Origin of the sequence: Cellvibrio sp. KY-YJ-3 (assembly GCF_008806955.1) — a bacterium.
Classification (GTDB): domain Bacteria; phylum Pseudomonadota; class Gammaproteobacteria; order Pseudomonadales; family Cellvibrionaceae; genus Cellvibrio.
Genome location: NZ_CP031727.1, coordinates 1,438,555 through 1,463,057, shown reverse-complemented (window position 1 = coordinate 1,463,057; position 24,503 = coordinate 1,438,555). Strand labels below are relative to the sequence as shown.

The window sequence follows — 24,503 nt, the reverse complement described above, 5'->3', positions numbered from 1 at the left end:
TAGACATTAATACTCCCTAATAAACCACAGGGCGTTCCCTTTGCTGTCAATGACCTTTTGCAGCATTCTGTCGTCAGGTGATGCCTCATAGTTTAATAACATATGTATATCAGACAGAAGACTTGAATATTCCGCATAAAATGAATGCCCAAATATTTGGGCATCTATTCGCTTTCTCGTATCAATCGTATCCATTCCTTCAACCACAAAAAACTCTTTTGTAGAGTCTCCAAGTCTGGCCTGTGATGTACCTTCGATTGGTATATTTACTAATCTTGATGTCTTGAGTGCCCAATCATTGTCGGCAGAGTACAATGTAATGTTATTGGCAAGTTTTGACAGATTTTTCGTCGAGAATTTTTCTCTATACTCATCTTGCGCAATATCGGGAGCGGCTAAAATTATTTGAGAGAAAATACTTCCGTCATTTTTATTTCTGCGAGCAATAAGTAAGTTGGGGGTTTTATTTATGCGCTCATTAATTATTGTCAACGAGTTCATTAATATATACGCCCCCATGCTATGGGCGACAATATGAATTTTCTTGTTATTTTTGATTGCAACGTCCTGTAAAAAATCAGCCAATAACTCATCGCTTTCGTTCGCTCTGATTTTATCGTCCCCATACTCACCAAATGCTTTTGAGGGCCAACTAAAAAAAATAGCCTCTCCTTTGAAGTTAGAGTGTTGATTTGCACCGTAGTTTGACCCACTTTTGCATTGAATTTTGACCCATAGCTAACAACTGCAAAGCTATATGTGGGTTGAGTTTCTGCACATTTTTTCAGGGTCATTCTTAGATGCAAAAGTGGGTCAAACTACGGTGCAAATCAACATATAACCCTCATTTGACTAAATATACTGCCTGTGTGAGCACGAAGATTACATAATCTATCCGATGGAATTTATGTATTCGGTCGTTTTTTAGTTTTCACACAGCTTCGGCCGAAGTGAGACTTTAAATGTTTTCCCCGTTGATTCCAAAGAAAATGGTGGCCATATCTTATTAGCGACTTTTTTATATGAGGACAGCTCCGCAGCAAGCGAGGAAAAAGGTAGGTTAATGCTCAGCTCGAAAGAATAACTGCGTTAAAGGATCATCATTTCTTACAGATGGTGTCGGTTGACTTGCCATCAGACTGAGCACCGAAGCTATCAAAATTGTCTGGTGAATACGTAATGGACAAGTCCAGAGGATCGGCTGAGAAAAAAGCGTCACCTGCTCTTCGGGTTTTTGGAGAGGAAATACGTACTAGCAGAGCATCAAATTCGTCATTAATATCAGGCATAGTTTCCACTTTTAAAGATAGGGTTATTGATTTGTATTCAAAGCAGACCCATTTTGGCATTGAATATTGAAAAAACCAGCAAGGATGATTACTTATACCTATTATCCTGGGTCATTCTTAAACGCAAAAAACGACCAATTTCATATATAAATCAACACGAGGTTATTTGATTTTCAGCTAAGCTTCTTTCATGCGCTACAAATTAGTATTGCAGGCTAGATCGAAAAGAAAATAAAGAATAATTGTAACGATACCCTTGAGCATTGTCTTTGCATCAACAAGCAGTAAGCGGGAGTGACAGGAGTTCTTGCTTAAACCTGCCAAAGATATTAACTGTAGATTCATATGATCTAGCGAGTGAAGTTAGCCCTGCTTGGTGACTAAGATCTAATTCCGGCTCTGAATCGTAAGTAGAGCTGCAATCGACTGTCAGGATTACATTCGTGGCGAGATTATCGTCACTCTTCAGAATTAAAGCATCACCTTCACGACCTTGTGCCTTCGACATAGAGTCAAATTTAATAGCCACACCATCTGGTATTTCTTGTGCAACACGATTGGCGTATTCAAGAAGATTGGGTTCTGCAGGCATGTAGAGAAACCCATCTTCATTTGCATCATTACTGCTGCGCAATATTCTGCCCAAAACTTGTCGAAAATGCAGCTCCGTTTTAACTCGGGTTAAATGACAACATACTCGCAACCTAGGTATATTGGTTCCTTCGCTAATCATCCCAATAGAAATAATCCATTTTTCAGAATTATATTTGAACGTGTTGATTATACTTAGTGGATCCTCTTCTCTATAGGTAGCTATATACGCCTGGTCCCCGGTCCGACGATGCAATATCTCAGAAATTTTATTGGCATGTTCTACCGATGCAGCGACAATAAGACCACCTGCATTTGAGTGCTGCTTTCTAATTGAGGATAATTTTTTTGACGCCTTATCGATGAAGTAGGAAATGAGAGTTTCATTTTCTATCAATTGTTGATAGGAGCATTTTGATTTTTTCAGTAACTCACCAAAACATGAAAACTTAAACACTTCATTATTGTGCTTAATCCAAACCTTATCATTGTCAATCAGCGTGATTTTTGGAGTTCTACACACGTTGTCAGCAACTGCCTGCGTCAAACCATATACATAATCGCAATGAATTTTATGTTGTTGGCAATAATTCGAAAGTGCAATAGGAATTTGATCGGAACGCCAAGGGGTGCCCGTGAGTGCTAATGAATAAGTAGCACGACCTTGAATATACCGAATAATTTTTTGTCCCCATGCGTTCGCATTATCCAAACCGTCGCCAGCACAGTGATGAATCTCATCAAATATTACAAATATCCTGTTGCTATCAAATAGCTTCCAGAATGCATCATCTAAAAAAAGCATTGCTTGGTAGGTAAGTGAACGTCCTTTAGAGCCTAGCAGGCCGTCCATTCGAGCATTGGTTTGAACTGCAAGAGTGCGCTCAAAATCACTTGATACTATCACTGATGGTGAAAAGCAGAGAACAAGGTCTATTAGATTTTGCTCCAGCAGTTTGGAGGCCAAAACAGAAGCCATAACAGTTTTGCCTGCCCCTGGCGTAGCCAAGCAGAGAAAGTGATTACCCGGTACTGAGAATTTATTTAGAGCTTTCGTAATACATTCGGATTGCCAGCGTCTTAATTGCATATGTTTATCTTGAGCTCAATGATATGAGATTTTCGAGCGCCTTAACTTTCCCCAATAATTTCGAACACCTATCTCGCGAATCATTATAAAGTGATTGAATTTGCTCTCGCATCTCTGGTAGCTCTTTGTAAATTGCGTCGTACTCTTCAGCTTCACCCATTGCGGTAAGTAATTCCAACTTTTGTTGATTTAGCCTTTCGGTAAGACTCCCACATATCTTTGAAGACTCCGGCACCATTCGCTGACCTGAAATGGGAGATACATTAGAAGCTAACCTTGCGCTAAAGCTTTCAGTAAAACGATATTTTTGCCAACCGCCGTCAGAACCGATTGTTTCTAGCTCACCAGTTTGAAGAAGCCGCTTCATGTTTCTATAGACAAATTGCCGCGCGGGCTTTGCGTCCGAGTGAGAGCAAAATGGACTTGCCATGTAGATGGAGACGGCTTGGGCAACCGTAAAACGGCTGCCTATCAGTTCTTTGAAAGCACTAAATACTTCATGCTTTAGGTGTTTTGGCTTCATTTGATGCTTATTGAGATTGTAGTGAATTTCGCTACATTCTAGCTTGTATCTAATATCGCTACAATGAAAACGTCTTCGTACTCACCTCATTATGAAAAACTTCGTTTTTGGCTGAAGCAAAAGCGAGCTGCAACTTCGTTAACTTTGCGCGACCTAGCTCCTATGATTGGAGCCCATTGGACCAGCGTGGGGAAAATGGAGCAAGATAGAAAGAAGATAGAGCTTGTAGAATTCGTGAGGTATTGCCACGCGATAGGAGCAGATCCTCACGAAGGGATTGAAGTGATCATTCAGTCGATTAAAGAAGCTGAGACACAAAATTGATCTTGTAGCGAGCACGCTCACCAATTGCCGTAATATTCCCCCCCAAAAGTATTAGAAAAGAGTTCAGTTTATTTCGGTCGCAACACCCATTCCCCCCGTATTTCAAATAAAATTTGAAGCCTCATGGGTGGTTCAAAGTGCGTATGCGGCGATTGTGAACATTGAATTTAAAAATACAAAGACATTGTTCTACGGCCAAACTTTTGAAATCCAGTTTGCCCAGAAATTTTCTGATCAAATACCCATTTATCTTTTTGACGTTGCAAGTAACGTTCAACCTTACAAGCCTCACACCTCACCTTAAATCCAGCGGGATCTTGAGAGATAAGACGCCCACTCGTTTTACATAAGGGGCATTTCTGGAGCGCAAGAATTTCCTGATTTCGCAACACTAAATTATCTGCTTGTTGCGTTGCATTATTTGAGCATAAAACCTCTTTCAACTCACAAAGGATTGGTTCAGCCAGAGCCTCTCGCACTACCAACTCATGCTTGTGTTGATCTAAATGCAAAGCGGATGAAACTTGCACTTTGTCCCCCGCCTTATTCGGAATTTTAGTCAACGGCAGCCCATAAGATTGAAGCACTTTGAGATGTAGCACACGGTCAATCAATAACCCAAAACGCTCCACACAATACATGTCGGAGGGTGACAGTACCATCCAATACTCTTGAGATTCATCTTGAATGTTCCTATCGTTAATTGCAGGGTAAGCAATTATTCTATTATCAGAGCATTGCCCTAAATAATTAGCCGATACTAGATTACTCAGCAAAGGAACTACAGTAAGCAGGATCTCCTCAACCGATTCTCCGTTAATAGTAATGCTTACAAGCTCCCAGTCCAGTCCACGACATCGTAACTTTAAATTTCTGCCGGCCCATACACCTTCATTTTGCCCATCCATGTATGGAAGTAGTGCGTGTCGAAGTATTAATCCCGCGTAGCGAGAGTAGGCCTGCGCCATGTATTGATTATATTTAAACCGCTCTTCAGGGGAGGACTTATGATCACTACGCTCGCTGCTTAACAGCTCCCATAGGATGCTCAAATGCCGGTAATGCTCGTCATGACTAAGAATATTTGTCATGTGTAATGTGCTGGCCACTCGCGCATTTCGTTCGACTAACAAATACAATCCACTTTGCTGTAGTCCGGAAATTACTTTATGGAGATACTGAAGTGTTTCCAGTGTCTCACGCATCAAGTCTGACGCTTTACTGGTATTAGCTTGGTCTAAGGCCATGCCCCAGAGCTGGCAGACCGCTGCAGCTAGTTGATGATGGATGTCATTTGTTTGATAGAAATTCAATGCATCACTCAGGGTGCAACGAAGGCTATTCAGCGTCTCGATGCGACCTCGCAAATGGCGCTCTATTTGATCAATCAAATGTACATAGACACGATTTTCATATATACCATAATCATCTGTACTGTGTTTGGCCAAAATCTTTTTGGGAATTACTCCACTGAGCGTTTGTCTTTGCCAGTGTTCAGAATGCGACGCCAAATGAACCAAAGCGCCTTTTGCTAGGCGCCGAGCGCGCGCAACGTCTGTGACTTCATCTTGATAATGCAGATCCATACGAGGATGTAGTGAGATTTGATGCAAATGCCCCGTGCGAACCACAACGAGAAGCCGCTCCTCAAACAGTGAGAGACGGCTCTCCTCATCAATCATCGTTGCTGGCATCAACGGTGAAATCAATTCGGTACATTGTTGTAGCTCTGCATCTAACGTAGCTATTGCATTGAATATCAGCTGCATCTTGTTAGTCTGGGCTTGCAGAGCTATTTCAAACAAACGGCGCTCATTATTTAATTGACAACGCTCGCTACCATCATTCACTAAGACACCAGAAAAGTTCGGAGTGTGGCCGTTAAAAAGTAGCGAACTGTCACCTAAGTAATAGCGTCCAGATTCAACAAGCGATGGCAAGGCACTGACATTTTCTCCAGTCAATCTATCAAGCCACATTAGCGAAGCCCCTCAAGGCGTTGAATGTCCCCATTCAGTAATGCAAGAGAATTAACAGGGTCGCCTTTTAAGTTACAAGTTACCCAGTAATTTTCGAGTGTGTCTTTCAGCGTTCTAACTGCATCAACTGCCACGTTATATCTTCCGGTAACTTTGCCAGAGCGCATGATTCGAGTACTTAGCAGGTGATCAAGCGCCTCTCCATTAGTGGCGCCTGCCGCTAGCATTACAGGGATAAAATCGAGTGCTTGTTTTTCGAAGCGGTTACCCCAACCGAGCGAGAACTGTGTGCCAAGCTGCTCGGTAAATGCATCTTTTGACAACTTATCAAGCAACTCTTGAACCTCAGTTTTATGTGTGCTGCGAGCTTGATCGAACGCTTTGCGCAAAGAGAGATAAGAGTAACTCTTCGGATCGCTGCTGGTTGTCTGGAAGCGTTCATCTTGTTTGGGTAGTGTCATCACGTGCGCACGGTCGTAGGTTTTATCGGCTAACTCATTAGTTGTTTCGTCATGGTTTGCAGTGCCAATAAACCATATATTTTCCGGCACCAAAATTTTGCGCCCATCCTTAAACATGGAGGGAGCATTAGGTAGCGTAGTTTCTGAAAGGCTTATCAATCGCTCATCTTTGTTATTTTTCTCAAGAGCCGAAAGGAACTCTGCAAAATACTGTTCAGGACGTGACAAATTCATTTCATCTAGCAAGATGATGTTGCATGTATCTTGCCAGCGAGAAGTCTGAGCTTTATAGAGAGCTTGCAAGCAATCTTTTTCATAAAACCGCCGCTCAAATGCGTTGTAGTGGCCCAGCAAATCGTCCCTATCGCGCCAGCCCGCTTGAACGGAAATGTCAGTACAAAATCCACCCATGGCTTTAGCGAAGGCTTTGGCTAAACTAGTTTTTCCAGTACCGCTGATGCCTTGGAATACATGTAGCTGGCTCATTGCCAAGCCGCCAAGCAATATGCGGATATCTTTAAGGGAATAGAACAGTTCAACATGTTTTTCTGCGCGAGCAATACGGTTCTGTAGTTCGCTACTAAATTGCACGAGATCCGGAACATCTTCGAGTTCAATACTTGTACGAAATTCTTTCTCCGAGTCCATAAGCGACATAGCAGGAAAAGGCGTCTGCGTCTTTTGGCTATTTGTTAATTGATCAATGCGACTTTCTAAGTCGTCAATGTGGACAGCTAGCGTGTTTTTATGTTGTTCTAGAACACGCTTCTCTCTTGCCACACATTCTAGTTCAGTCGCTGCGACTCGCTTGATGCTTAGTTCACGGCGAGCTTCATCTAGCTCCGGTAGTAACACTGAAATATCACGCTCAAGATCAGCTTTACTTTTTAGCAAGTATTCATTTTCTTGCTGCAACCTTGCAGTATCCGATTGATCTAGAGTGCGCTGATGTGTTCTGTTTTCGCTCCGCAAGCTTTCGAGCTCTTGGATAATGTCTGAAGCCGACCGCTCACCGAATACTTGCTTGAGTTCTTGAGTATCCGCTAGTTCCTCTTTTAACTCTTCCACCTTTCTCCAAGCATCGTCTCGCTGACGCTCTATTTTTGCCAGTTCTTGAATATGGCTCTCACGTTCACGGCCTATTTCAAAACTTATTCGTTTATCAAAGTCATCTTCTGTCCTTTTAAAATCGCTCCACTCGCGGTCCAATCTGGAGCGCGCTCGATCAAGTTCTATTTTATCTTGATTGATTTCATCTTCGCGTTGCTCCAGCTGCTTAATTCGCTCTGCTTCCTCCTCTGTACAGTTGTACTTGATCTCAGCTAAACGTTTTGCTGCCTGCCTAAGCTCGTCACTAAGATTGTGTTTTTCTTCCTGGAGCTGTGCAAGAAGGATTTCATGTTGTTTAAGTAGTTGACGTTGATGCTCTTCAAGCTGACTCAAGGCTAGCTGATTCTGAATTGCAAAACCCGCGTCAGCATTTATCTCGCGTAACTTGAGTGCTCGCTCACGCTCTAGTAGCTCTGAATTTTTCTGAGAAAGACGCTGTTCCTCTTGTGTCAAATCAGCCTTTCCGCTTTCTAAGTTACTACGCGCAGCCTCATACTCAGCAAACTTTGCGGCGATTTCTTTTTCTTTTGCTTCATTTTCCTTACCGAGCCTATTTGCTGCATCCCAGCGCTCGGAATACTCTTCCTGTAATTTTTCTCTGAATTTTCCGAGCTCTTTACACACCTCAGCGAAGCGTTCTATCCAACTTTCTACTTCAGCCGCCTCTTCAGCTTGAAAGCGCTGAAGAACTACATTCAACCATTCCTGATTAACCTTAATATCCAATGTCATATCGAACGACTGGTAAATCTTGGATGCATTTTCAAATGATGCACTCCAAACAGGTACCAGTTTTTCTGGTGAGGTTCGTTGAGAGCCTGAGCTGGGGAATGTTCCCGATTGAGAATGTTGCGTCCCATTTTTATTTGCGCTTTTCTTTGCCATTACATCCATTCCTGAAAACGTTCGGTAAATTCCAATGTGTACTGGATATTATCCAATGCCATTTGTTTAGTGATTTGAGTTGCTGATTTGCCAATGAAACTACTTTGACCATGGCTACTTTGATTGCGTAGATCTGCCAGATCCAACAGTCTTTCCAACTGTAATTCTTGATCGGTAAGAATTTTAAAGGGGTGCTGCGATGCGCCTAGAGATCCTATAGCTGCAGCAAAAAGTAGGGCTTTGAGCGAATCGGTTGGTTTTCTACATGTTTGAATCACCTGATTGATTTTTTGTCTAGATAGAGATTCGACGACGCGCTCATTAAAAGCAGGGATTTGTAGAGCAGAGAGAATTTCCTGGTTTAGCGCGCGGTCATGTACTGGCAGCTTGGGTAGATGCCCAATGTCGGCTGGATACTTTCGAATCAGCCACTGCATGACGACTTCGAGTAACTTTTGGCACTCCAGAAATGCCGCAGCCAATTCATGTTCACTACTATCGCTGTGTAATTTCTCTTTACGAACCAAAAGCGCCGCTATGTAACGCTTAATGTCAGGCTGGCGCTCGGCCCAAGGAAATTCAATTAAGATATCTAGGTCTGTTTTTTTACGTAATGATGTAAGCCATTCTTCAGCACTTTGATTATCAGAACGTGGTACAGCTACCAACGGTTCCAGGCGTTTCAGCAGATTTGAGTCACCCTCAATGATGTGTTGTAGCGAGTCCTTCAGCCACCAAGCGTTTTCGCGCAGCCCAAATGGATCCTTTACCGACCATAGATCAACACCGTCATTATCGGCAGTTACCCAAACAAGAACTCGCGCCGACTGAGGTGAGTCATCCAGACACTGCACCCCCTGAAGGTTAATCTGTTTCGGTAACGAGTCACTTTGACCAAGCTGTTGGTTTGCACGATAGTCTTCGCGGTAATTGCGATAGGCAATCATCAGAGACTCATGATTGAGAGAAGGCAACGCAGTTCTGCTGCTGACAATCAAGAAGGGTGTGATTGATTTTCCGGTATTTCGCTCGGCGATGAATTCAGGGTATGTATCCAGGGGATTCTTCGGCTCAATCTGCTTTAGCTCCGTAGCCATGCGCGGCCAGAATTGCCCGGTTACAGCATCCTGTAGCAGATAGCCAGATTTCAGACTGGAAGCATCCAGCTCTTCGTCATTTAGCAAGCGCTCACCAAGTGGTGTTAGCGCATCAGCATTTGCTACAAGCCAACCGTTACTCACGCCTTGTGCGATGATGAGCACTATCAGGCTCGGATGTAATCCGGTAAGTTCAGCTATGGTTTCAGTGCGAGTAGTGCGCGTACGAATCAATCCCAACACCGCTCGCTGAAACAGATTTAACTGAGGACGCTTGGCATCTGGATACAACACGCGGTGCATCTGCACAGGCCAAAGTACGGGGCGGCAAGGTACCTTCGGCTTCTCGCCAAACGTCAGAAAAGTGCTGGTTTCAGCGAACGCTGCCATGATCGCCCCCGCACATTTCATAGAAGGCTGCGAGCGCGGGCACCGCTTCTTTTGCTTCTGGATTGATGGCTAATTGAGCATCACCCACACAGATCAACATTTGACGTTGGCGGCTCATGGCTACGTTCATGCGGTTCGGCAAACGTAAGAAGCCAAATTGACGATTCAATTGTTTCTCATGATCCTTCTCATCATGTCCAGAATTTAAAGCTTGTTTTGCTGGCTGGTAGGTTCGCACGCAGGACAAGAGAACGACATCAAATTCTTTGCCTTGAAATGCATCAACAGAACCAACGCGAAGTCGCTCCTCAAGGCTAAAAGAGCCATCGCTCCGAACCTTTCTAGCCCACTTAAAATGCTCATGTGGTTCGTATGATCCATTACGCAGTTCCATTAACGGAAAATCGTCTATCCGTTTTTGCGCTAGCTTTTCCATAATCAAATTGCGCTGGGCTGCATAGAAGGTGATGACACCGATAGAAAGGCTATCCCCTCCAGCTAACATGAGTCCCACAACTTCATCTGCAATGCGCTGTGCTTCAGAATCTCGGACACGACTCGTCCCTTCACTCTGGTCCTTACCCTGTGAGATGGGCACATCAATCCACTGACAAACTTTGTCGCGGTAGTGTTTTTCACGCTCACCAAGAGCGCCTAAAAATACCTTATCAAATGCAAAATCTTCCGGCTCTCTACCAGAGCGAACCTTGTCCAGACCAACAGCTTCGTAGAAGTATTTACTGATAAACTCTCCTAAAACAGGATGCATTCGAAACTGAGTATCAAGCATTACAACCCGTCGAATTGAATCCTGTTTTTCAAGGTCTTGCAGCTTTATCCGCAAGCGCTCGAACAGACTAGAACGAAAAGCGGCCAGTTGCTGCTCTGTCAGTTGATGCTCTTCTTGCAATTGACCTTCGATGTCAGGCTCAAGCATGTGCGGTAACTGCCTGTCATCTCCAACCAGAACTACTCGACGCCGAGCCATAGACATAGGTACAAACAAATCCAATGGGTTAGCTCGCGCAGCCTCATCGACCACTACCGTATCAAACTCTATTTCAGAACTATCTAGGCCAGCCACTGACTTGAGGTTTGCCATCTGTTGCCCTGCAGCTTGCTGGCAGGTTGCTCCGACGACCATGGAGTATTCATTTACAACCGCTTGTGCTGCGGTTCGGTCCATTTCAAGGCTACCGGCTAATTGTTCAAGCACCCATGCCACTCCTTGTTTGCGCTGAAGCAGCTTACCCTCCAGATGCCTATCGACTTCATCGAGTAGCGCCAACCCTTTACTGTCGGTTTGGGACTTGAGCTCCACAGGGCGGTAATCTGGTAAATACTGATCAAGTAGGCGCATTTTCCAATCCGCGATTTTTTGTAATGCAGGCTCTGACATTTGATGACTGTCTGCTGCTTCTTGCAGAAGTGTTAACAATTCAGCATTGCTGTTCTGTCCGTTTCGTTTCAGCCAACTGAGCAAGTCCCATGCGCGATCCGGGCCATCATCATTAAATGTAACTGGGTCTACTCGTAATGCACGGATCCGCCTTAAGACTTGCTTATCTACTGATGTCTCTGACGCAATTGGAGCTCGTTGTTGCAACTGATCAATATAATCTTCAAGTTCGCTTTCAAGTTTAGGGGGAAGAATAAGGCCGCTGCTTTCCAAGCTGCGTAGCCCTAACAGAACTTTTCTGAACTCCTCTGCCTGCAGCCCAGTAGACGTGCCAGTAACACGGATGAGAGCAAGCCTGGAGGATAAATTTTTAATATGTTCTAGCTCTGGGTATTTAGCGTACTCCGCCGAAATTTTTCCCTGTAAATGGCTCACATGACGATCAAGCCAAGAATCAATTAGCGAATCTTCGTCGCTCGCCCCGCGCTTGCCGCCCACACGCGCTCCCGGCAAACCATATACATCACTGCGGTCTAGTGCGTTGTCTACTGCATCGTGCTGGAAGCTACTGATTAAAACCTGCGCAGCAATATTCCGATCTTGTGCCTCTTCGGCCAAGCGCCGCTGTAGTGCAGCAATTACCTGTGTTTTACCGGTGCCAGGTGGGCCGATGATGATCGCTAAATCTGGAGTGTTAAGTGCCGTATCGATGGCCAGAGCTTGTTTCTCTGTGGGCTTACCCCCCTTGAAAGTTTCTCTCGCATAGGCTGTAAGCCCTGGAATTGTCCGCCGCCGCGCCGCCGGTACCGCAACACCTTCCAATAACCATTTCAGCTGCGGTAGTCGTTTGCCCGAATCGATTGAGCGCTTTGCCGCTAAGCGGCGCTTACCTACTGTGCGATGGCCCGCCAAGGAAAGATAAAGCCAACCGTCAGGTTGTTTTGGCCGAACATCCCGTCGATTTGAGGCAGGCTTAAACACAACGCAATCCTGCTCAAATAGGATTGTCCCGCGTGGTGTGCGAGTTAGTGCTTTTGTTTCATCAGTAGTTAACTCCTCTGCCCAGTCGGGAGCTTCAGTTCCTAGATCAAATTGAGTGTCCGCAGGCAGATCAAGGTTACTCCAGCGCTTTTTAAATTCACGATAGTCGCCTAAGGACTTTGGCGTCAGGCGCCAGATATTCTCACGACCATCTTCAGCCCCAGCGAACTGCACGAACTTTAGGGATCGCAATGTCTCTGCTTGTTTCAAGGCGCTCTGCCATTCCTTGTCGTTGTACAAATTCCATAATTCAAGGTAACTGGCACTGTCCCTTAGCGCCGCATTCAGCAGTGCTTGCTGGCTGGCACTATTAAGTGTTGCGGCAACCGACGCATCACTAAATTCGAAATGACCGACCAGTAAAGAGTAAGTGCCATCTCGACGTACATGCCGGGTTACACGCTTAACCATCAGTACGCCATCTTGGTCTTGAACCACATCTGCACGCCAGCCCTTGCCAAGTAGTTGAAAGCTTCCCTTGGAATCGCTGTTATTAAAACGAGCAATCGTGAGCCAATCACCTTCGGCATGCCCTTCTACAACAAACTGCTCAGCGAACCAATGGCAAGCGAGATCGATATTCACAGTCGCAATTTCGTGCTTGCCATACAAATCATCAGCAATAAGTTCGTCAATTCCTAGTTCAAGTTGCATGGTTGAAATTTCTACAGGCACGCAATACTGCACTAGAAGTTTGCCATTTTGTTTACTGGTGAGAAGCCAGCGGACTTGATCGCGCAAAACGAGGCTACTGAATAGCCCATGATCAGCTGGAGCGCATTTGACCTTGATGCGAGAGTTACCCTGAACAACCAACCATTCTTCTTGATAGCTCTGGATTAGTATCGCTTGCCCTGCTTGGAGTTCGTCAATGCGCTCATCCGCAGAGAGCACAAGCACATCTTCAGACAGCATGGGAAAATCTTTAAATTCCATTTCTCATCACCACCTGAATTGCCAAACAATATGAGACTCACCCAACTCACCCACGTGGATTTGATAGGGCTCAGCATGTTGCCCGCGCAATTCCTCTTTGAGCCCTTGATAACGCTCTAACAGCTTTTTTGTATTGCCTCTTTGAAGGTGTAGATTGCCTTTGGTTAAGGGGTGTATGCCCAGCCCCTTATCTGTGTAATCAATGCGAATATGATCCGCAGGCCAGCGGTCGTAATTAAAAGTCGGCATTAATCGCTTGAGCTCCCGACTTGCTCCCGGTTGCAGCCATACCTTGCGTCCAGTCGCGACCCAATTCCCTGGGGTTTCAGATTGGTTTTCCTCTGGCAGGACAATGAACTCCTCGAACAGCACAAGCTTAGGGTCAGCGGGTTCACCACAAAAAAAACAAACGGCATCATCAATGGTGCTCAGCTCAACAGGCAACAGTGAGTTACCGCCACAGTTTGCGCAGTCGAAAAAACGCTCTTCAATTTCGCTCAGCGCTTCAAGCCACTCCGCCATTCCTGGTCGCTCATATGCATTCTCTTTACCATCCTCAAAGCAGCGCCGAAATAATTCAGGCAAACGGCTATGCTCCGTCAATTCGATGGGAAGGTTACTGAAACAAATATTCGTGTCGATTTGGGAGTCATTAATCCAAGGATGCAGACCTCGAAGCGCAGCTTCTTCCAATTCCGGCTCACCATCGTTGACTAACTCACCTTTAAATGGATGGTTATGAGTCAACAGCTGATAAGTGATGACCGCGAAAGACCACACATCAGTGAGACTGGAAAGCAGCGCATCTCCGCGTACAACTTCCGGTGCGCCATAGTCGGTCGTATACAAGGTCATGCTGCTGTGGGCTTCCAAGCTAATGTTGTCGCAGTCGATCAGCCATGTTTCCGCGTGTAACGGATCATCAGAAACAAATATGTTTGCAGGGGATAAATCACCGTAAAGCATGCCGCGTCCATGTAGCTGGTTCAAAGTCCGAGCTAGCTGGCAAAGGATACGAACACGGCGACGCATGCCTCCCTGCTGCAGATAATCGGCAGCCGCCTCTTCTCCTGCCGCAATAAAACTATCAAGTAGACTTTGCAAAGAAATTAGGCCATCCATTAACTCCATGACATAGCCGCATCTCGGCTCAGCCAGCATTACAAGTGGTCTAGCCAGCTTCAGGTCTCCCATATCCTGCTGAATAAGCCATGAGATATGTTTACGCCAGCGTTGGCGTGCTTGCTCGTCTTTATTAACAAAGCCTTTAATCAACACCTGTGGGAGGTGGGTGTGATAGACAATGCCTTGTCCACCTCGGCTAATTTCATCCTTTAATTCATATGCCGAACCCTTGGTGTCCAAAACTTCGCGCTTCTGTGGTGTTCCTGTTGTTGATGCCATGTGAATCAATCCGTTCTAAAAATGCCAGCAATGGTTTTATCATCTCCATGGCGTGGCGTGGACCAGTTGTGGAGTTCTCTTGTTAACCACTGGCGCATGCGGCGTTTGTTGCGGCGTAACTGGCGCTGATAAATAGCGTCAAAGAAGAGTTCTAATTGCTCTGGAATCAAATCATCCGAGATGCCGTCGGACATCAGCAAGACGCCATCTCCGGGCATAACAAACACAAGGTCGGTACTTACCCAACTGCTCGAATTGGACTGAGCCAAGGTCGCAGTTTGATTACTAAAGTTTTCACGTGGATTGCTGATCACTTTGAACACCCCTCGGCTTTTGACGAGCAATAGGCCATCACCAACTTGCCCCGCAACCCCGCGACCTTCGTTATCAACCCAAGCCCAAAGGCACGTGGTCTCGAATGCACTGTAGTGATCACCAAAATGGGCAAGCCATGCATGACGCAATGCCATGCCCACAGAATCATGTGTCACTTCACTTGTCAGGCGAGTGTGATTCCTTGCTAGCTGCACGGCCTTCTTTGAACCTATATGGCTTAGTTTTCGGCTTCCCAATCCGTCTGCGATTGCGATACACCAACCTTTGCGCATGCCTTTAACGCAGAGCGCATCTTGATTGGGTAGATCATTCAGCTGGTGGGCAGGCCCTCTTACGGAAGAGCCTGAGGCTGACAAGCGCACTAAAACTCCCAGTCTTGATCAGTGGCGCTAGGAATTTGTAGTGGTGTTGATTGGTTGGGAGTGGCTGACTGGCTGCGCGCGCTAACACTCATAGTCACGGCGCGGAAAAACCGGTGGATATCTCGTGCATTTTCAGCTTGGAACAGCGGAGCTTCGGGGTCATTAGCAAAACTACTTAGCATTGCCTTGTCTGCATCAGCACCAATAGCCATAGCGAAGCGAGTGGCTTTCGACGTGCGCTCTCCAGCCATCAATTGGGAAAAAGGTACCTGCCAGTCATCATTTGGGTATCCATCAGAAACCAGCACCAATACGGGCTTGTAAGCCCGAGAAGGGATAAGTTCTTTATCTTCAATTATTTGGTTTGCCAGAGATAGGGCTCCGCCCAGTGGAGTCACGCCTTCCGCGCTGAGATTCGTGAAACTTTGGATTTGGTGAGCCGGTGTTAAAGGTAAATTTAGCTCAGCTGAACTGCCGCCAAAGGTAATAACACTAACTTGCACTTCTGCCCGTATGCGACTCTCATTTGCAAAACTGGCAATCATGTCCTGCAACCCTTTATTAAGGGCTTCAATTTTGCCATCTGCTGCCATACTTCCGCTGGTATCGGCCAATATTATTACCGGCAAAGGGCGTGCAGTTTGGATTTGAAATTTCTTAAGTTCTGACATTGGCTAGTTCCTTATCTATTAGCGAAGTTGCTTGTGTTATAGCTATTTTCGCGCCAAAAAATGAAAAGACAGTGAAAACAATAGCTTACCAGCCGACAGCTGGTCTCAGCCGAACCCAATTAATAATAATTTTTACGCTATTAATAATAAAAATTATGCATCGTAAGATGATGCTTGATAATCGGGTTTTGATATTTAATTGATGAGGTGAGCCGGTCAGGTCAGTGATTGGCTTTCAGGGGGTGAGTAAAGTTCAGTATTAGGCTGGCGTCAATTACATTAAATAACACGGTTGGCGCATAGAGTGTTTGCTCACCCTATATGGAGGGCAATCATTTACAGAGAGTCTGTGACTACTTGTCTTGAAGCATCGAGCTGGAGCTCAGAAGGCGCTTATAAATACTTCTTTTCTTGCTCTCCATCACAAACTAAGTAAGATTCGTCATCGTTTAGGCTTTCATTGGATGAATTGTGAATCAAATAAAAAACACACAAAGGCTTGTCTTTAGTTGCTTTTCTTTAGGGCTCCTCTCTTCTCAGGGGCGAAGTCTATGCGCTTAGTCTGCTGGATTGGTGGTAATGACATAAAGGCTGCCAGTGGCGAGAGCAATAAAGCTGGAGCAATTGCATCCACTATTAATGCTGAAGATTTTACTGCGCTTCACTTGCTATATAACTACACCGAAGCTGAAGTCACCCCATACCTCGCATGGCTGAAGGCGCAGACCAAAGCGCCTGTAGCCGCACGTTACGAAGCTCTCAAATCCCCCATCGACTTTCATGACATTTATATTGCTGCAGATCGTCTGCTCACAGAATTAGCTGCCGCAAGCAAAGAGCCTATTGCGGTTCTAATCAGCCCCGGCACTCCCGCCATGCAAGCGGTATGGATTCTTTTGGGCAAGACCAGACATAAGGTGACGTTTTACCAATCAACGGTTGAACAGGGTGTTCAGCAGGTCGATATTCCCTTTGAGATCTCCGCTGAATTCATCCCGAGTCGGGACCTAAAGCTGACAGATCTAGCGGCAGGTCAAGTTCAAGCCAATGCCGCTTTTAACGATATAGTCACGCAAAACCCTGAGATGAATAAGCTCAAGCAGCAGGCGACCGTCCTGGCTGCTCGCGATGTCCCAGTACTTATTTACGGTGAAACCGGTACCGGCAAAGAGCTATTTGCGACTGCGATCCATAATGCTAGCCCTCGCGCAACTAGAGCATTCATTCCTGTTAACTGTGGCGCTATTCCCCCCGAATTAATTGACTCCATGCTCTTCGGCCATAAAAAGGGCGCGTTTACGGGGGCCAATGCTGATCATGTCGGTGTTTTTAAGCAGGCTGATGGGGGCACTTTATTTTTGGATGAGTTCGGCGAGCTTCCACCGAGTGTTCAGGTGCGCCTATTACGCGTACTCCAGTCTGGTGAGCTAACACCTGTTGGAGAGACAAAACCAATAAGGGTGAATGTAAGAGTAATAGCCGCAACTAACCGTGACCTCTTGCAGGAGGTTGCTGCTGGGCGCTTTAGGGAAGATTTGTTCTACCGTATCGCGGTCGGCGTACTAAAGCTGCCTCCGCTGCGCCAGCGGGCGGGCGACATTACTCTTTTAGCCGAAAGTCTGTTGGCTGGAATAGTTAAAGATTTGAATGCGGCGGACCATAAAAAACTTTCTGCTGAAGCGAAAAACCTTATTCTAAAGCAGCCTTGGCGGGGTAACATTCGGGAGTTGCAATCTACTTTGCTGCGTGCCTCCTTATGGGCAACAGGTAATAAAATCACCGCTACTGATATTCAGCAAGCCCTATTTGCAATGCCAGATGGTCAATCGGGTATATTGGGGCGTGATATTTCCCAAGGTATTGAAATTGAAGAAATTATTGGTGAGGTTGCCCAGCATTACATAACGCGCGCCATGGCTGACGCGCAGGGCAATAAAACAAAAGCGGCCGCTCTCCTAGGGCTTGGCACTTACCAAACCCTGGGTAACTGGATAAAGAAATACACTATCAAACTATAACTTGGCACAGCGCTCGCTATTACCCTTTGGAAATACATCATGAGGGTAATAAATATTATGCAACTGTCCAATTCGAACAATCAAACAGCCATTAGTATTGGCATCAGCAGCATTTGGAAACCTATGTTAACCGGCAAGATAAAGAACCAAATTGATCAAGTATGGGAAATGTTCTGGACAGGTGGAGTATCCAATCCCATCTCCGTTATTGAACAAATATCCTACCTTCTGTTTATTCGAAGGCTGGATGAAATTCAGCGTACGGCAGAGCGCCAGGCGCAAGCAACAGGACAAGAACTTGTTAACCCGGTCTTCAGTAAAAAAGAAGCTGCACTGCGTTGGAGTAACTTTAAAGATAAAGACCCGAACGAAATGTTCGAGATAGTGCAGAACCAGGTTTTCCCCAAAATTAAAAGCCTGCAAAGCCAAGGCAGCTTCGCTGAACACATGAAAGATGCCATTTTCATGATTCCCTCCCCGAAGCTACTCGATCAAGTGGTACAGCTGCTCAGCAACATCAATATGAGCGATAAGGACACCAAAGGGGATCTTTACGAGTATCTGCTCAGCAAATTAGCCTCGGCGGGCGTAAATGGTCAGTTCAGAACGCCCCGGCATATCATCAAAATGATGGTGCAACTGATGAAGCCCCAAATTGACGACACAATTTGCGACCCCGCTTCAGGTACCTGTGGTTTTTTAATGGCCTCGGTCGAATATGTTCAAGAGCAATACAAAACGGAGTTGACCAAAGCTGCCAACCGCAAACATTTCAATCAAAACATGTTTACCGCTTACGATTTTGATCGTCACATGCTACGCATCGGCGCTATGAACATGTTGTTGCACGGTATTGAAGATCCTGCAGTGCATCAGCGCGATAGCTTGCAAGATTATGGTGATGCGAATATCAGCGAAGCCTATAGCCTCATACTCGCCAACCCACCCTTTAAAGGAAGTGTTGATTTCGACATAGTGTCCGCCGACCTATTGCGTGCGCTGGGAAAGAATCCTGCGACCAAAAAAGCCAAAGCTAGCAAAACCGAAATTGATGAAGACGGCAATGAGGTCACCACCAAACAAAAAGGGCCTACTGAAAAATCCGAATTATTATTTTTGGCTCTCATCTTGCGCATGCTTAAAACCGGCGGCCGTGCCGCTGTAATTGTGCCCGATGGTGTTTTGTTTGGTTCTACCAAATCTCACCAAGCCATACGCCAAAAAATTGTAAAGGAACAAAAGCTGCAAGCGGTTATTTCCCTGCCATCAGGTGTATTTAAACCCTATGCGGGTGTGAGTACTGCCATTTTAATATTTACCAAAACCAACTCCGGCGGCACCGATAAAGTGTGGTTTTACGATATGCAGGCCGACGGATATTCATTGGATGATAGGCGCACACAATTATTTAAAGATGGTACTGAGCCAACCCATGAGCAAAGCAATATTGCTGATGTGCTTGCACGTTTTGAGTCAATCGAAGAAGGCAAGCCAACCGAAGCGCGACGCAAGCGCACCGCGCAAAGTTTTATGGTTCCCCTGAAAGAAATTGAAGCCAACAACTATGACTTGAGCTTAAACCGGTACAAAGAGGTGGTGTACGAAGAAGTTGAATACGATTCACCAAAAGCAATTCTAAAGCGTATAAAAGAATTGCAGAAAAAAATGGCTGAAGGCGTGTCGGCATTGGAGGGATTGTTGTGATTTCGGTTCCTTTAAACTCGATTGCGAGCATTGTAAGAGGAATAACTTTTGCTAAATCTGAGGGGGAGTTAAAGCCAGAGAATAATTATTTGCCTGTGATTAGAGCGGGAAGTATTCAGCAAGAGCTATTGTTGGATGAGGGTCGAATTTGGGTTCCAAAATCAAAAATAAAAGATGATCAATTAATAAGAAAAAATGACATCATTATGTGTACCTCTTCTGGGAGTGCTGACTTGGTTGGAAAATGCGCGATTTCGAATGAAAATTGGAATGGCTCTTTTGGCGCTTTTTGTTGTGGTATTCGAGCAGACGATTCGAAATGTATTCCTTCTTATCTTTACTTTTTTCTGAATTCTCCTGTTTTTAAGGAATGGACGAAGTCTGCACTTGGCGCAAACATAAAGAATATCCGCGCATCAGAGTTAGCTGAATTCAAAATCCCACTCCCCCCACTCTCAATCCAAAAGCAGATCGCCGCGATCTTAGAAAAAGCCGACCAGCTGCGTAAAGACTGCCAGCAAATGGAGCAAGAACTTAATAATCTTGCTCAGGCGGTATTTATTGAAATGTTTGGTGATCCGGTTAGTAATCCGAAGGGGTGGAAGACATTGCCTTTATCATCAATTGTTGATGATTTCTTGGGTGGGAAAAGTCTCGCTGCTTCGGAAGATGAAGCAACCAATTTTAAAAATAGAGTGGCCAAAATAAGCGCAGTTACTTCAGGTGAGTTTAAGTCCTACGAGTCTAAACCTTTGCCAAACGATTATGAGCCTCCGGAAGCACATTATATAAAAAATGGAGATTTGCTTTTTAGTCGAGCTAATACAACAGAGCTTGTCGGTGCTACAGCAATGGTCTTCAATACGCCGGGCAATATTGTTCTACCAGACAAGTTGTGGCGCTTTGTCTGGAAAGCTGATGTTCAGTTATCATCGGTTTTTATGTGGAAATTACTATCTTTTCCAAGCCAGCGAGTTGAAATCAGCAAATTGTCATCCGGATCTGGCGGGTCAATGAAAAATATTTCAAAAGAAAAGTTAAGTACATTGAACGTTATCTTTCCTCCTGTGCGCTTACAAAAAAAATATGAAGAATTCTATTCTTTGCTTAGAAGGCAGATTGAAGAACAAAAAAACAATATGGTTGATGCTGATAAGTTATTTGATTCGTTGATTCAAAAAGCCTTTAGCGGCGAACTGAACCTTAATCACAAGGCAGCCTAAAAGGAATTCTTATGACTAACATCACACAATCCAATTTCGATTTTCTTGCGATCTGGGATGCCTGTGCTGAATTGCAGGCTCGTGCCAAAAAAGCAGAAGCTGCAATTAAGAGCGATCCGCGTGTAAGTTGCTTCTATGCGCGTAATTGTGTGGAGTTAATGGTAGAAACGGTTTTTGATATCGATAACCGTTTGGTTCGCCCCAAGCATGACGAAGGCTTGATGAGCCTGATTCACGATAAGGGCTTTAAAGAAAACATAAAATACTCACTCTTTCCAAAGCTCAAACTCGTTATCAAAATCGGTAATGGCGCAGTTCACGGCGCTGCGCCACCACAACGCGAAGCGCTGCAAGCCGTAAAAGAACTGCACCATTTACTGTATTGGTTTGCCCGCACCTATACACCGGATTTAGATCGCAGTAATTTTGGCCCTTTTGAATTTGACGAAGCTCTTGTGCCGCAAACGGTCGCCATAGATGCAAAATTGGCGATGATGACCGTTAAAGAGATTGAATCTCTTAAAGAGCAGTTAGCAGAAAGTGATAAATTAAAACGGGAACAGGAAGAAAAGCGCCTAAAGGAAAATGCTGCTTTACAGGCAGAAAATGAGGCATTGAAGCAACGCATTGCGCAGGCTGTATTAGATAGCAAACAAGCGCAAGATAAGCACGACTACAACGAAGCAGAAACTCGTCACTGGTTAATAGACCCTTTGTTGCGAGAAGCGGGCTGGAAACTTGCTGATGTTAAAGACCGCGAATACCCCATATGTGATATGCCCATCTCACCCCAGAACCCAAACGGTAATGGCAAGGTAGATTATGTCTTGTGGAGCGACGATGGCACAGCTTTAGCGATAGTCGAGGCCAAACGTACTGGTATCAGTCCAACAGCAGGCCAAGTCCAAGCCAAGCTATATGCTGATTGTTTGGAAAAACAATGCGGCGTTCGCCCCATTATTTTTTACACCAACGGCTACGAAACCAATCTATGGGATGACACCCAATATATTCCCAGAGTGGTGCAAGGTTTCTACACCAAGGAAGAACTTGAACTGCTCATTAAACGCCGCACTGATCGCGTATCTTTTTTTGATGGCAAGCAAAGCGTCACTGAATTAATTGATAACAATATTGCGGATCGATATTACCAAAAAGCCGCCATTACAAAAGTGTTAGAGCACTTTGAGGTTGAGCGTGAGCGCAAAGCGTTATTGGTTATGGCAACTGGCACTGGTAAAACCCGTACTATTATCAGCCTGGTCGATTTGCTCACCAAGAATAACTGGGTAAAAAACATTTTGTTCCTGGCCGACCGCAATGCGCTTCTTACCCAGGCCAAAAAGAATTTTGTAAACCTAGCTCCACGTATCAGTTGCACCCTGCTCGATTCGAGCTTAAAGAAAGGCAGCATTGATAGCAGGCTATATTTTTCAACTTATCCCACCATGAAAAACTTGCTTGATCGCGATGCAGATCAACGGCCTTTTGGTGTGGGTCATTTTGATTTGATCATAGTGGATGAAGCCCACCGCTCGGTGTATTCAAAATATAAACAAATCTTTGAATACTTTGACGGCTTGTTAGTAGGTTTGACCGCCACTCCAAAAGATGAGGTAGACAAAAACACCTACGGGCTATTCGATCTTCAGGATGGTATCCCGACCTATGCCTATGAGGACACAAGTGCCTACGCTGAGGGGTATTTAGTTCCGCCGACAAAGATATCGGTCGCGACTAAGTTTATTCGGGAAGGTGTTAAATACGCTGAACTCAGTGACGAAGAAAAGGCAGAGTGGGATGAAAAAGAACAGCTTGCCGAGCGAGATGAAGTGTTACCCTCAGAGGTTAATAAGTTTCTTTTTAATAAGCACACTGCCGAGCTCATGTTCGCGCAGCTGTTAAGTAAGGATGCACATGGCGGCATACATGTAGAGGGCGGTGATGTTATTGGCAAAACCATAATCTTTGCTGCGAATAATGATCATGCTGAGTTTCTACAAAAAGTCTTTGATAAAAATTACAAGAAGTGGAAAGGCAAGCTTGCTCAGGTTATTACCTACAAAAACCCTTATGCACAAAGTCTAATAGACGAGTTCTCTGAGGAGGGGCAAGCGTTCGATCCTAACAACCCCAAGTTACGCATAGCCATTTCAGTGGATATGCTGGATACCGGGATTGATGTGCCTGAAGTCGTTAATCTCGTTTTTTATAAGGTCGTGCAGTCAAAAGTAAAGTTCACTCAAATGATTGGACGCGGCACGCGGAAGTGCCCAAATCTATTTGGGCCTGATGATCACAAAACCACATTCAAAGTGTTTGATTACTGCCAAAACTTTGAATTCTTTAACGCTAATCCTAATGGGCTGGTATCGACTTTGGCCAAGCCTATAAGTCAGCAGGTATTTGATAAGCGCATTAAGCTTAGCCTGGCGATTAACAACATTATTGGCAATGTCCCCTCAACGACTGCTGAACAGCACCAGTATGCTCAGTTACAGAAGTTGCGTACTTACACCTTGGATTTACTGCATCATCAAGTTCAGGGCATGAACCTTGATAATTTTATCGTTCGTCCGAGTCGCCAAAGCATCGAGCCCTTTTTAAAGCGTGAAAACTGGAATCATATCGACGATACCAAGCACACTGAGCTAGAGAACCATATTGCACATCTGCCGACAGAAGCTGAGCCATTTAACCCAGATGAGCAGAGTAATAATTTAGCTAATCGATTCGACAACCAAATACTCACCATGCAATTGACTTTGCTGGAAAAAGGCATGGTTCCCGAAAAATTACGCATTCAAGTAATGGAGTTTGCACAACAGCTAGAAGGAAAAACCAGTATCCCTGCTGTTAAAAAGCACTTGGACTTAATTCAAGCAGTGCAGACCATAGAGTTTTGGGAGCACATAGCGTTGCCCGCGCTTGAAGAAATTCGCTTGAAGTTTCGCAATCTAATGTTTGCGTTGGATAAAACTGAAAAGTATGTGGTGTACACCAATTTTGAAGATGAAGTTCAAGGGATAAGCGATGTAACCCCCGCTAATTACACCGCCTCATTGGATCTGTCCCAGTACCGCAAAAAAACTGAGCAGTATATTAAAGATCATCAAGATCAAATCACTATACAAAAGCTTAAGCGCAATAAACCAATCACCCAAAGCGATTTGGATACCCTGGAAGAGCTGCTGCTAAATGCCAGCGGTATGGCAGATAAAGTGTTGTACCGGGAGAAGGTTTTAGAATCAAAGCCCTTAGGTAAGTTTATCCGTGAACTTATCGGTCTAGACATGAACGCCGCTAAAGAGGCCTTCAGTGACTTTTTGGATGAGGGTGCCTACACCAGCCAGCAAATCCAATTCGTTAATCAAATCATCAACTATCTAATGAGCAACGGCACCTTAGAGATTGCTCATATTTTTGAACCTCCCTTTACTGACATGCATGATGAGAGCGTTTACGCTTATTTTGACGAATCAAAGGTAGTGGAATTGTTAGGGCGGATTAAAAAGATCAATGCCAATGTTTCAACCCATGATGAAGTGGCTTAGTAAGTCGCACGGTAAGTTATTTTACCCTTGCATAAATTATTTTATTGTTTGCTTGAGGATTCCGAGCTAAAAAATTTCTTAACTCATTGAAATATATGGATTTTTAAAATTGGCAC

At 44.9% G+C, this 24,503-nt stretch carries 15 protein-coding genes; 4 read left to right on the top strand and 11 right to left on the bottom strand.

Features of this window, described 5'->3' with window-relative positions; genetic code table 11:
- Positions 1 to 6: 6 nt before the first annotated feature.
- The 11 genes from D0B88_RS06105 to D0B88_RS06050 all read right to left on the bottom strand — a co-directional run bounded on the left by D0B88_RS06105 (position 7) and on the right by D0B88_RS06050 (position 15,888).
- On the bottom strand, positions 7 to 726 hold the full coding sequence (locus tag D0B88_RS06105) for an alpha/beta hydrolase (RefSeq protein WP_151055888.1): 720 nt from the start codon (positions 724 to 726) through the stop codon (positions 7 to 9).
- Positions 727 to 1,100: 374 nt separating this feature from the next.
- Complete coding sequence (locus D0B88_RS06100) at positions 1,101 to 1,289, bottom strand: hypothetical protein (RefSeq protein ID WP_151055886.1); 189 nt, start codon at positions 1,287 to 1,289, stop codon at positions 1,101 to 1,103.
- Positions 1,290 to 1,563: 274 nt separating this feature from the next.
- On the bottom strand, positions 1,564 to 2,970 hold the full coding sequence (locus D0B88_RS06095; protein WP_151055884.1) for a DEAD/DEAH box helicase: 1,407 nt from the start codon (positions 2,968 to 2,970) through the stop codon (positions 1,564 to 1,566).
- Positions 2,971 to 2,974: 4 nt separating this feature from the next.
- A complete protein-coding gene (locus tag D0B88_RS06090) occupies positions 2,975 to 3,493 on the bottom strand; it encodes a hypothetical protein (RefSeq protein ID WP_225318558.1) in 519 nt (172 codons plus the stop codon).
- Positions 3,494 to 3,984: 491 nt separating this feature from the next.
- On the bottom strand, positions 3,985 to 5,796 hold the full coding sequence (locus tag D0B88_RS06080; protein WP_151055880.1) for a hypothetical protein: 1,812 nt from the start codon (positions 5,794 to 5,796) through the stop codon (positions 3,985 to 3,987).
- Entirely contained in the window at positions 5,796 to 8,252 is a 2,457-nt protein-coding gene (locus D0B88_RS06075; protein WP_151055878.1) for an AAA family ATPase, read from the bottom strand. Before D0B88_RS06075 ends, D0B88_RS06080 begins: the two co-directional genes overlap by 1 nt.
- The gene (locus D0B88_RS06070; protein WP_151055876.1) at positions 8,252 to 9,739 is read right to left on the bottom strand and encodes a hypothetical protein; all 1,488 of its coding nucleotides are present in this window, start codon (positions 9,737 to 9,739) and stop codon (positions 8,252 to 8,254) included. The genes D0B88_RS06075 and D0B88_RS06070 overlap by 1 nt, the downstream gene beginning before the upstream one ends.
- The gene (locus D0B88_RS06065; protein ID WP_151055874.1) at positions 9,723 to 13,115 is read right to left on the bottom strand and encodes a DEAD/DEAH box helicase; all 3,393 of its coding nucleotides are present in this window, start codon (positions 13,113 to 13,115) and stop codon (positions 9,723 to 9,725) included. The genes D0B88_RS06070 and D0B88_RS06065 overlap by 17 nt, the downstream gene beginning before the upstream one ends.
- Positions 13,116 to 13,121: 6 nt before the next feature.
- On the bottom strand, positions 13,122 to 14,519 hold the full coding sequence (locus D0B88_RS06060) for a protein kinase (protein ID WP_151055872.1): 1,398 nt from the start codon (positions 14,517 to 14,519) through the stop codon (positions 13,122 to 13,124).
- A 5-nt stretch (positions 14,520 to 14,524) separates the two neighbouring features.
- A complete protein-coding gene (locus D0B88_RS06055) occupies positions 14,525 to 15,217 on the bottom strand; it encodes a PP2C family serine/threonine-protein phosphatase (RefSeq protein WP_151055870.1) in 693 nt (230 codons plus the stop codon).
- On the bottom strand, positions 15,217 to 15,888 hold the full coding sequence (locus D0B88_RS06050) for a VWA domain-containing protein (RefSeq protein WP_151055868.1): 672 nt from the start codon (positions 15,886 to 15,888) through the stop codon (positions 15,217 to 15,219). The genes D0B88_RS06055 and D0B88_RS06050 overlap by 1 nt, the downstream gene beginning before the upstream one ends.
- 551 nt (positions 15,889 to 16,439) lie before the next feature.
- Here D0B88_RS06050 and D0B88_RS06045 point away from each other — a divergent pair.
- Genes D0B88_RS06045 through D0B88_RS06030 form a run of 4 tightly spaced genes read left to right on the top strand, consistent with a single transcriptional unit; the run spans position 16,440 to position 24,387 of the window.
- Positions 16,440 to 17,906 (top strand): sigma-54-dependent Fis family transcriptional regulator, encoded by a 1,467-nt coding sequence (locus D0B88_RS06045; protein WP_151055866.1) that lies wholly within the window; start codon positions 16,440 to 16,442, stop codon positions 17,904 to 17,906.
- Positions 17,907 to 17,963: 57 nt separating this feature from the next.
- Positions 17,964 to 19,610 (top strand): class I SAM-dependent DNA methyltransferase, encoded by a 1,647-nt coding sequence (locus tag D0B88_RS06040; RefSeq protein WP_225318557.1) that lies wholly within the window; start codon positions 17,964 to 17,966, stop codon positions 19,608 to 19,610.
- Positions 19,607 to 20,833, top strand: a complete 1,227-nt coding sequence (locus D0B88_RS06035) for a restriction endonuclease subunit S (RefSeq protein WP_151055864.1) — start codon at positions 19,607 to 19,609, stop codon at positions 20,831 to 20,833. The genes D0B88_RS06040 and D0B88_RS06035 overlap by 4 nt, the downstream gene beginning before the upstream one ends.
- A gap of 11 nt (positions 20,834 to 20,844) precedes the next feature.
- Positions 20,845 to 24,387, top strand: coding sequence for a DEAD/DEAH box helicase family protein (locus tag D0B88_RS06030; protein ID WP_151055862.1), 3,543 nt, complete (start codon positions 20,845 to 20,847; stop codon positions 24,385 to 24,387).
- Positions 24,388 to 24,503: the final 116 nt, after the last annotated feature.

Excerpts from the sequence above, each read along its gene's own strand:
- D0B88_RS06100 (WP_151055886.1), bottom strand. The coding sequence starts at position 1,289 with ATGCCTGATATTAATGACGAATTTGATGCTCTGCTAGTACGTATTTCC.
- D0B88_RS06095 (WP_151055884.1), bottom strand. The coding sequence starts at position 2,970 with ATGCAATTAAGACGCTGGCAATCCGAATGTATTACGAAAGCTCTAAAT.
- D0B88_RS06090 (WP_225318558.1), bottom strand. The coding sequence starts at position 3,493 with ATGAAGCCAAAACACCTAAAGCATGAAGTATTTAGTGCTTTCAAAGAA.
- D0B88_RS06080 (WP_151055880.1), bottom strand. The coding sequence starts at position 5,796 with ATGTGGCTTGATAGATTGACTGGAGAAAATGTCAGTGCCTTGCCATCG.
- D0B88_RS06075 (WP_151055878.1), bottom strand. The coding sequence starts at position 8,252 with ATGGCAAAGAAAAGCGCAAATAAAAATGGGACGCAACATTCTCAATCG.
- D0B88_RS06070 (WP_151055876.1), bottom strand. The coding sequence starts at position 9,739 with ATGGCAGCGTTCGCTGAAACCAGCACTTTTCTGACGTTTGGCGAGAAG.
- D0B88_RS06065 (WP_151055874.1), bottom strand. The coding sequence starts at position 13,115 with ATGGAATTTAAAGATTTTCCCATGCTGTCTGAAGATGTGCTTGTGCTC.
- D0B88_RS06060 (WP_151055872.1), bottom strand. The coding sequence starts at position 14,519 with ATGGCATCAACAACAGGAACACCACAGAAGCGCGAAGTTTTGGACACC.
- D0B88_RS06050 (WP_151055868.1), bottom strand. The coding sequence starts at position 15,888 with ATGTCAGAACTTAAGAAATTTCAAATCCAAACTGCACGCCCTTTGCCG.
- D0B88_RS06045 (WP_151055866.1), top strand. The coding sequence starts at position 16,440 with ATGCGCTTAGTCTGCTGGATTGGTGGTAATGACATAAAGGCTGCCAGT.
- D0B88_RS06040 (WP_225318557.1), top strand. The coding sequence starts at position 17,964 with ATGCAACTGTCCAATTCGAACAATCAAACAGCCATTAGTATTGGCATC.
- D0B88_RS06030 (WP_151055862.1), top strand. The coding sequence starts at position 20,845 with ATGACTAACATCACACAATCCAATTTCGATTTTCTTGCGATCTGGGAT.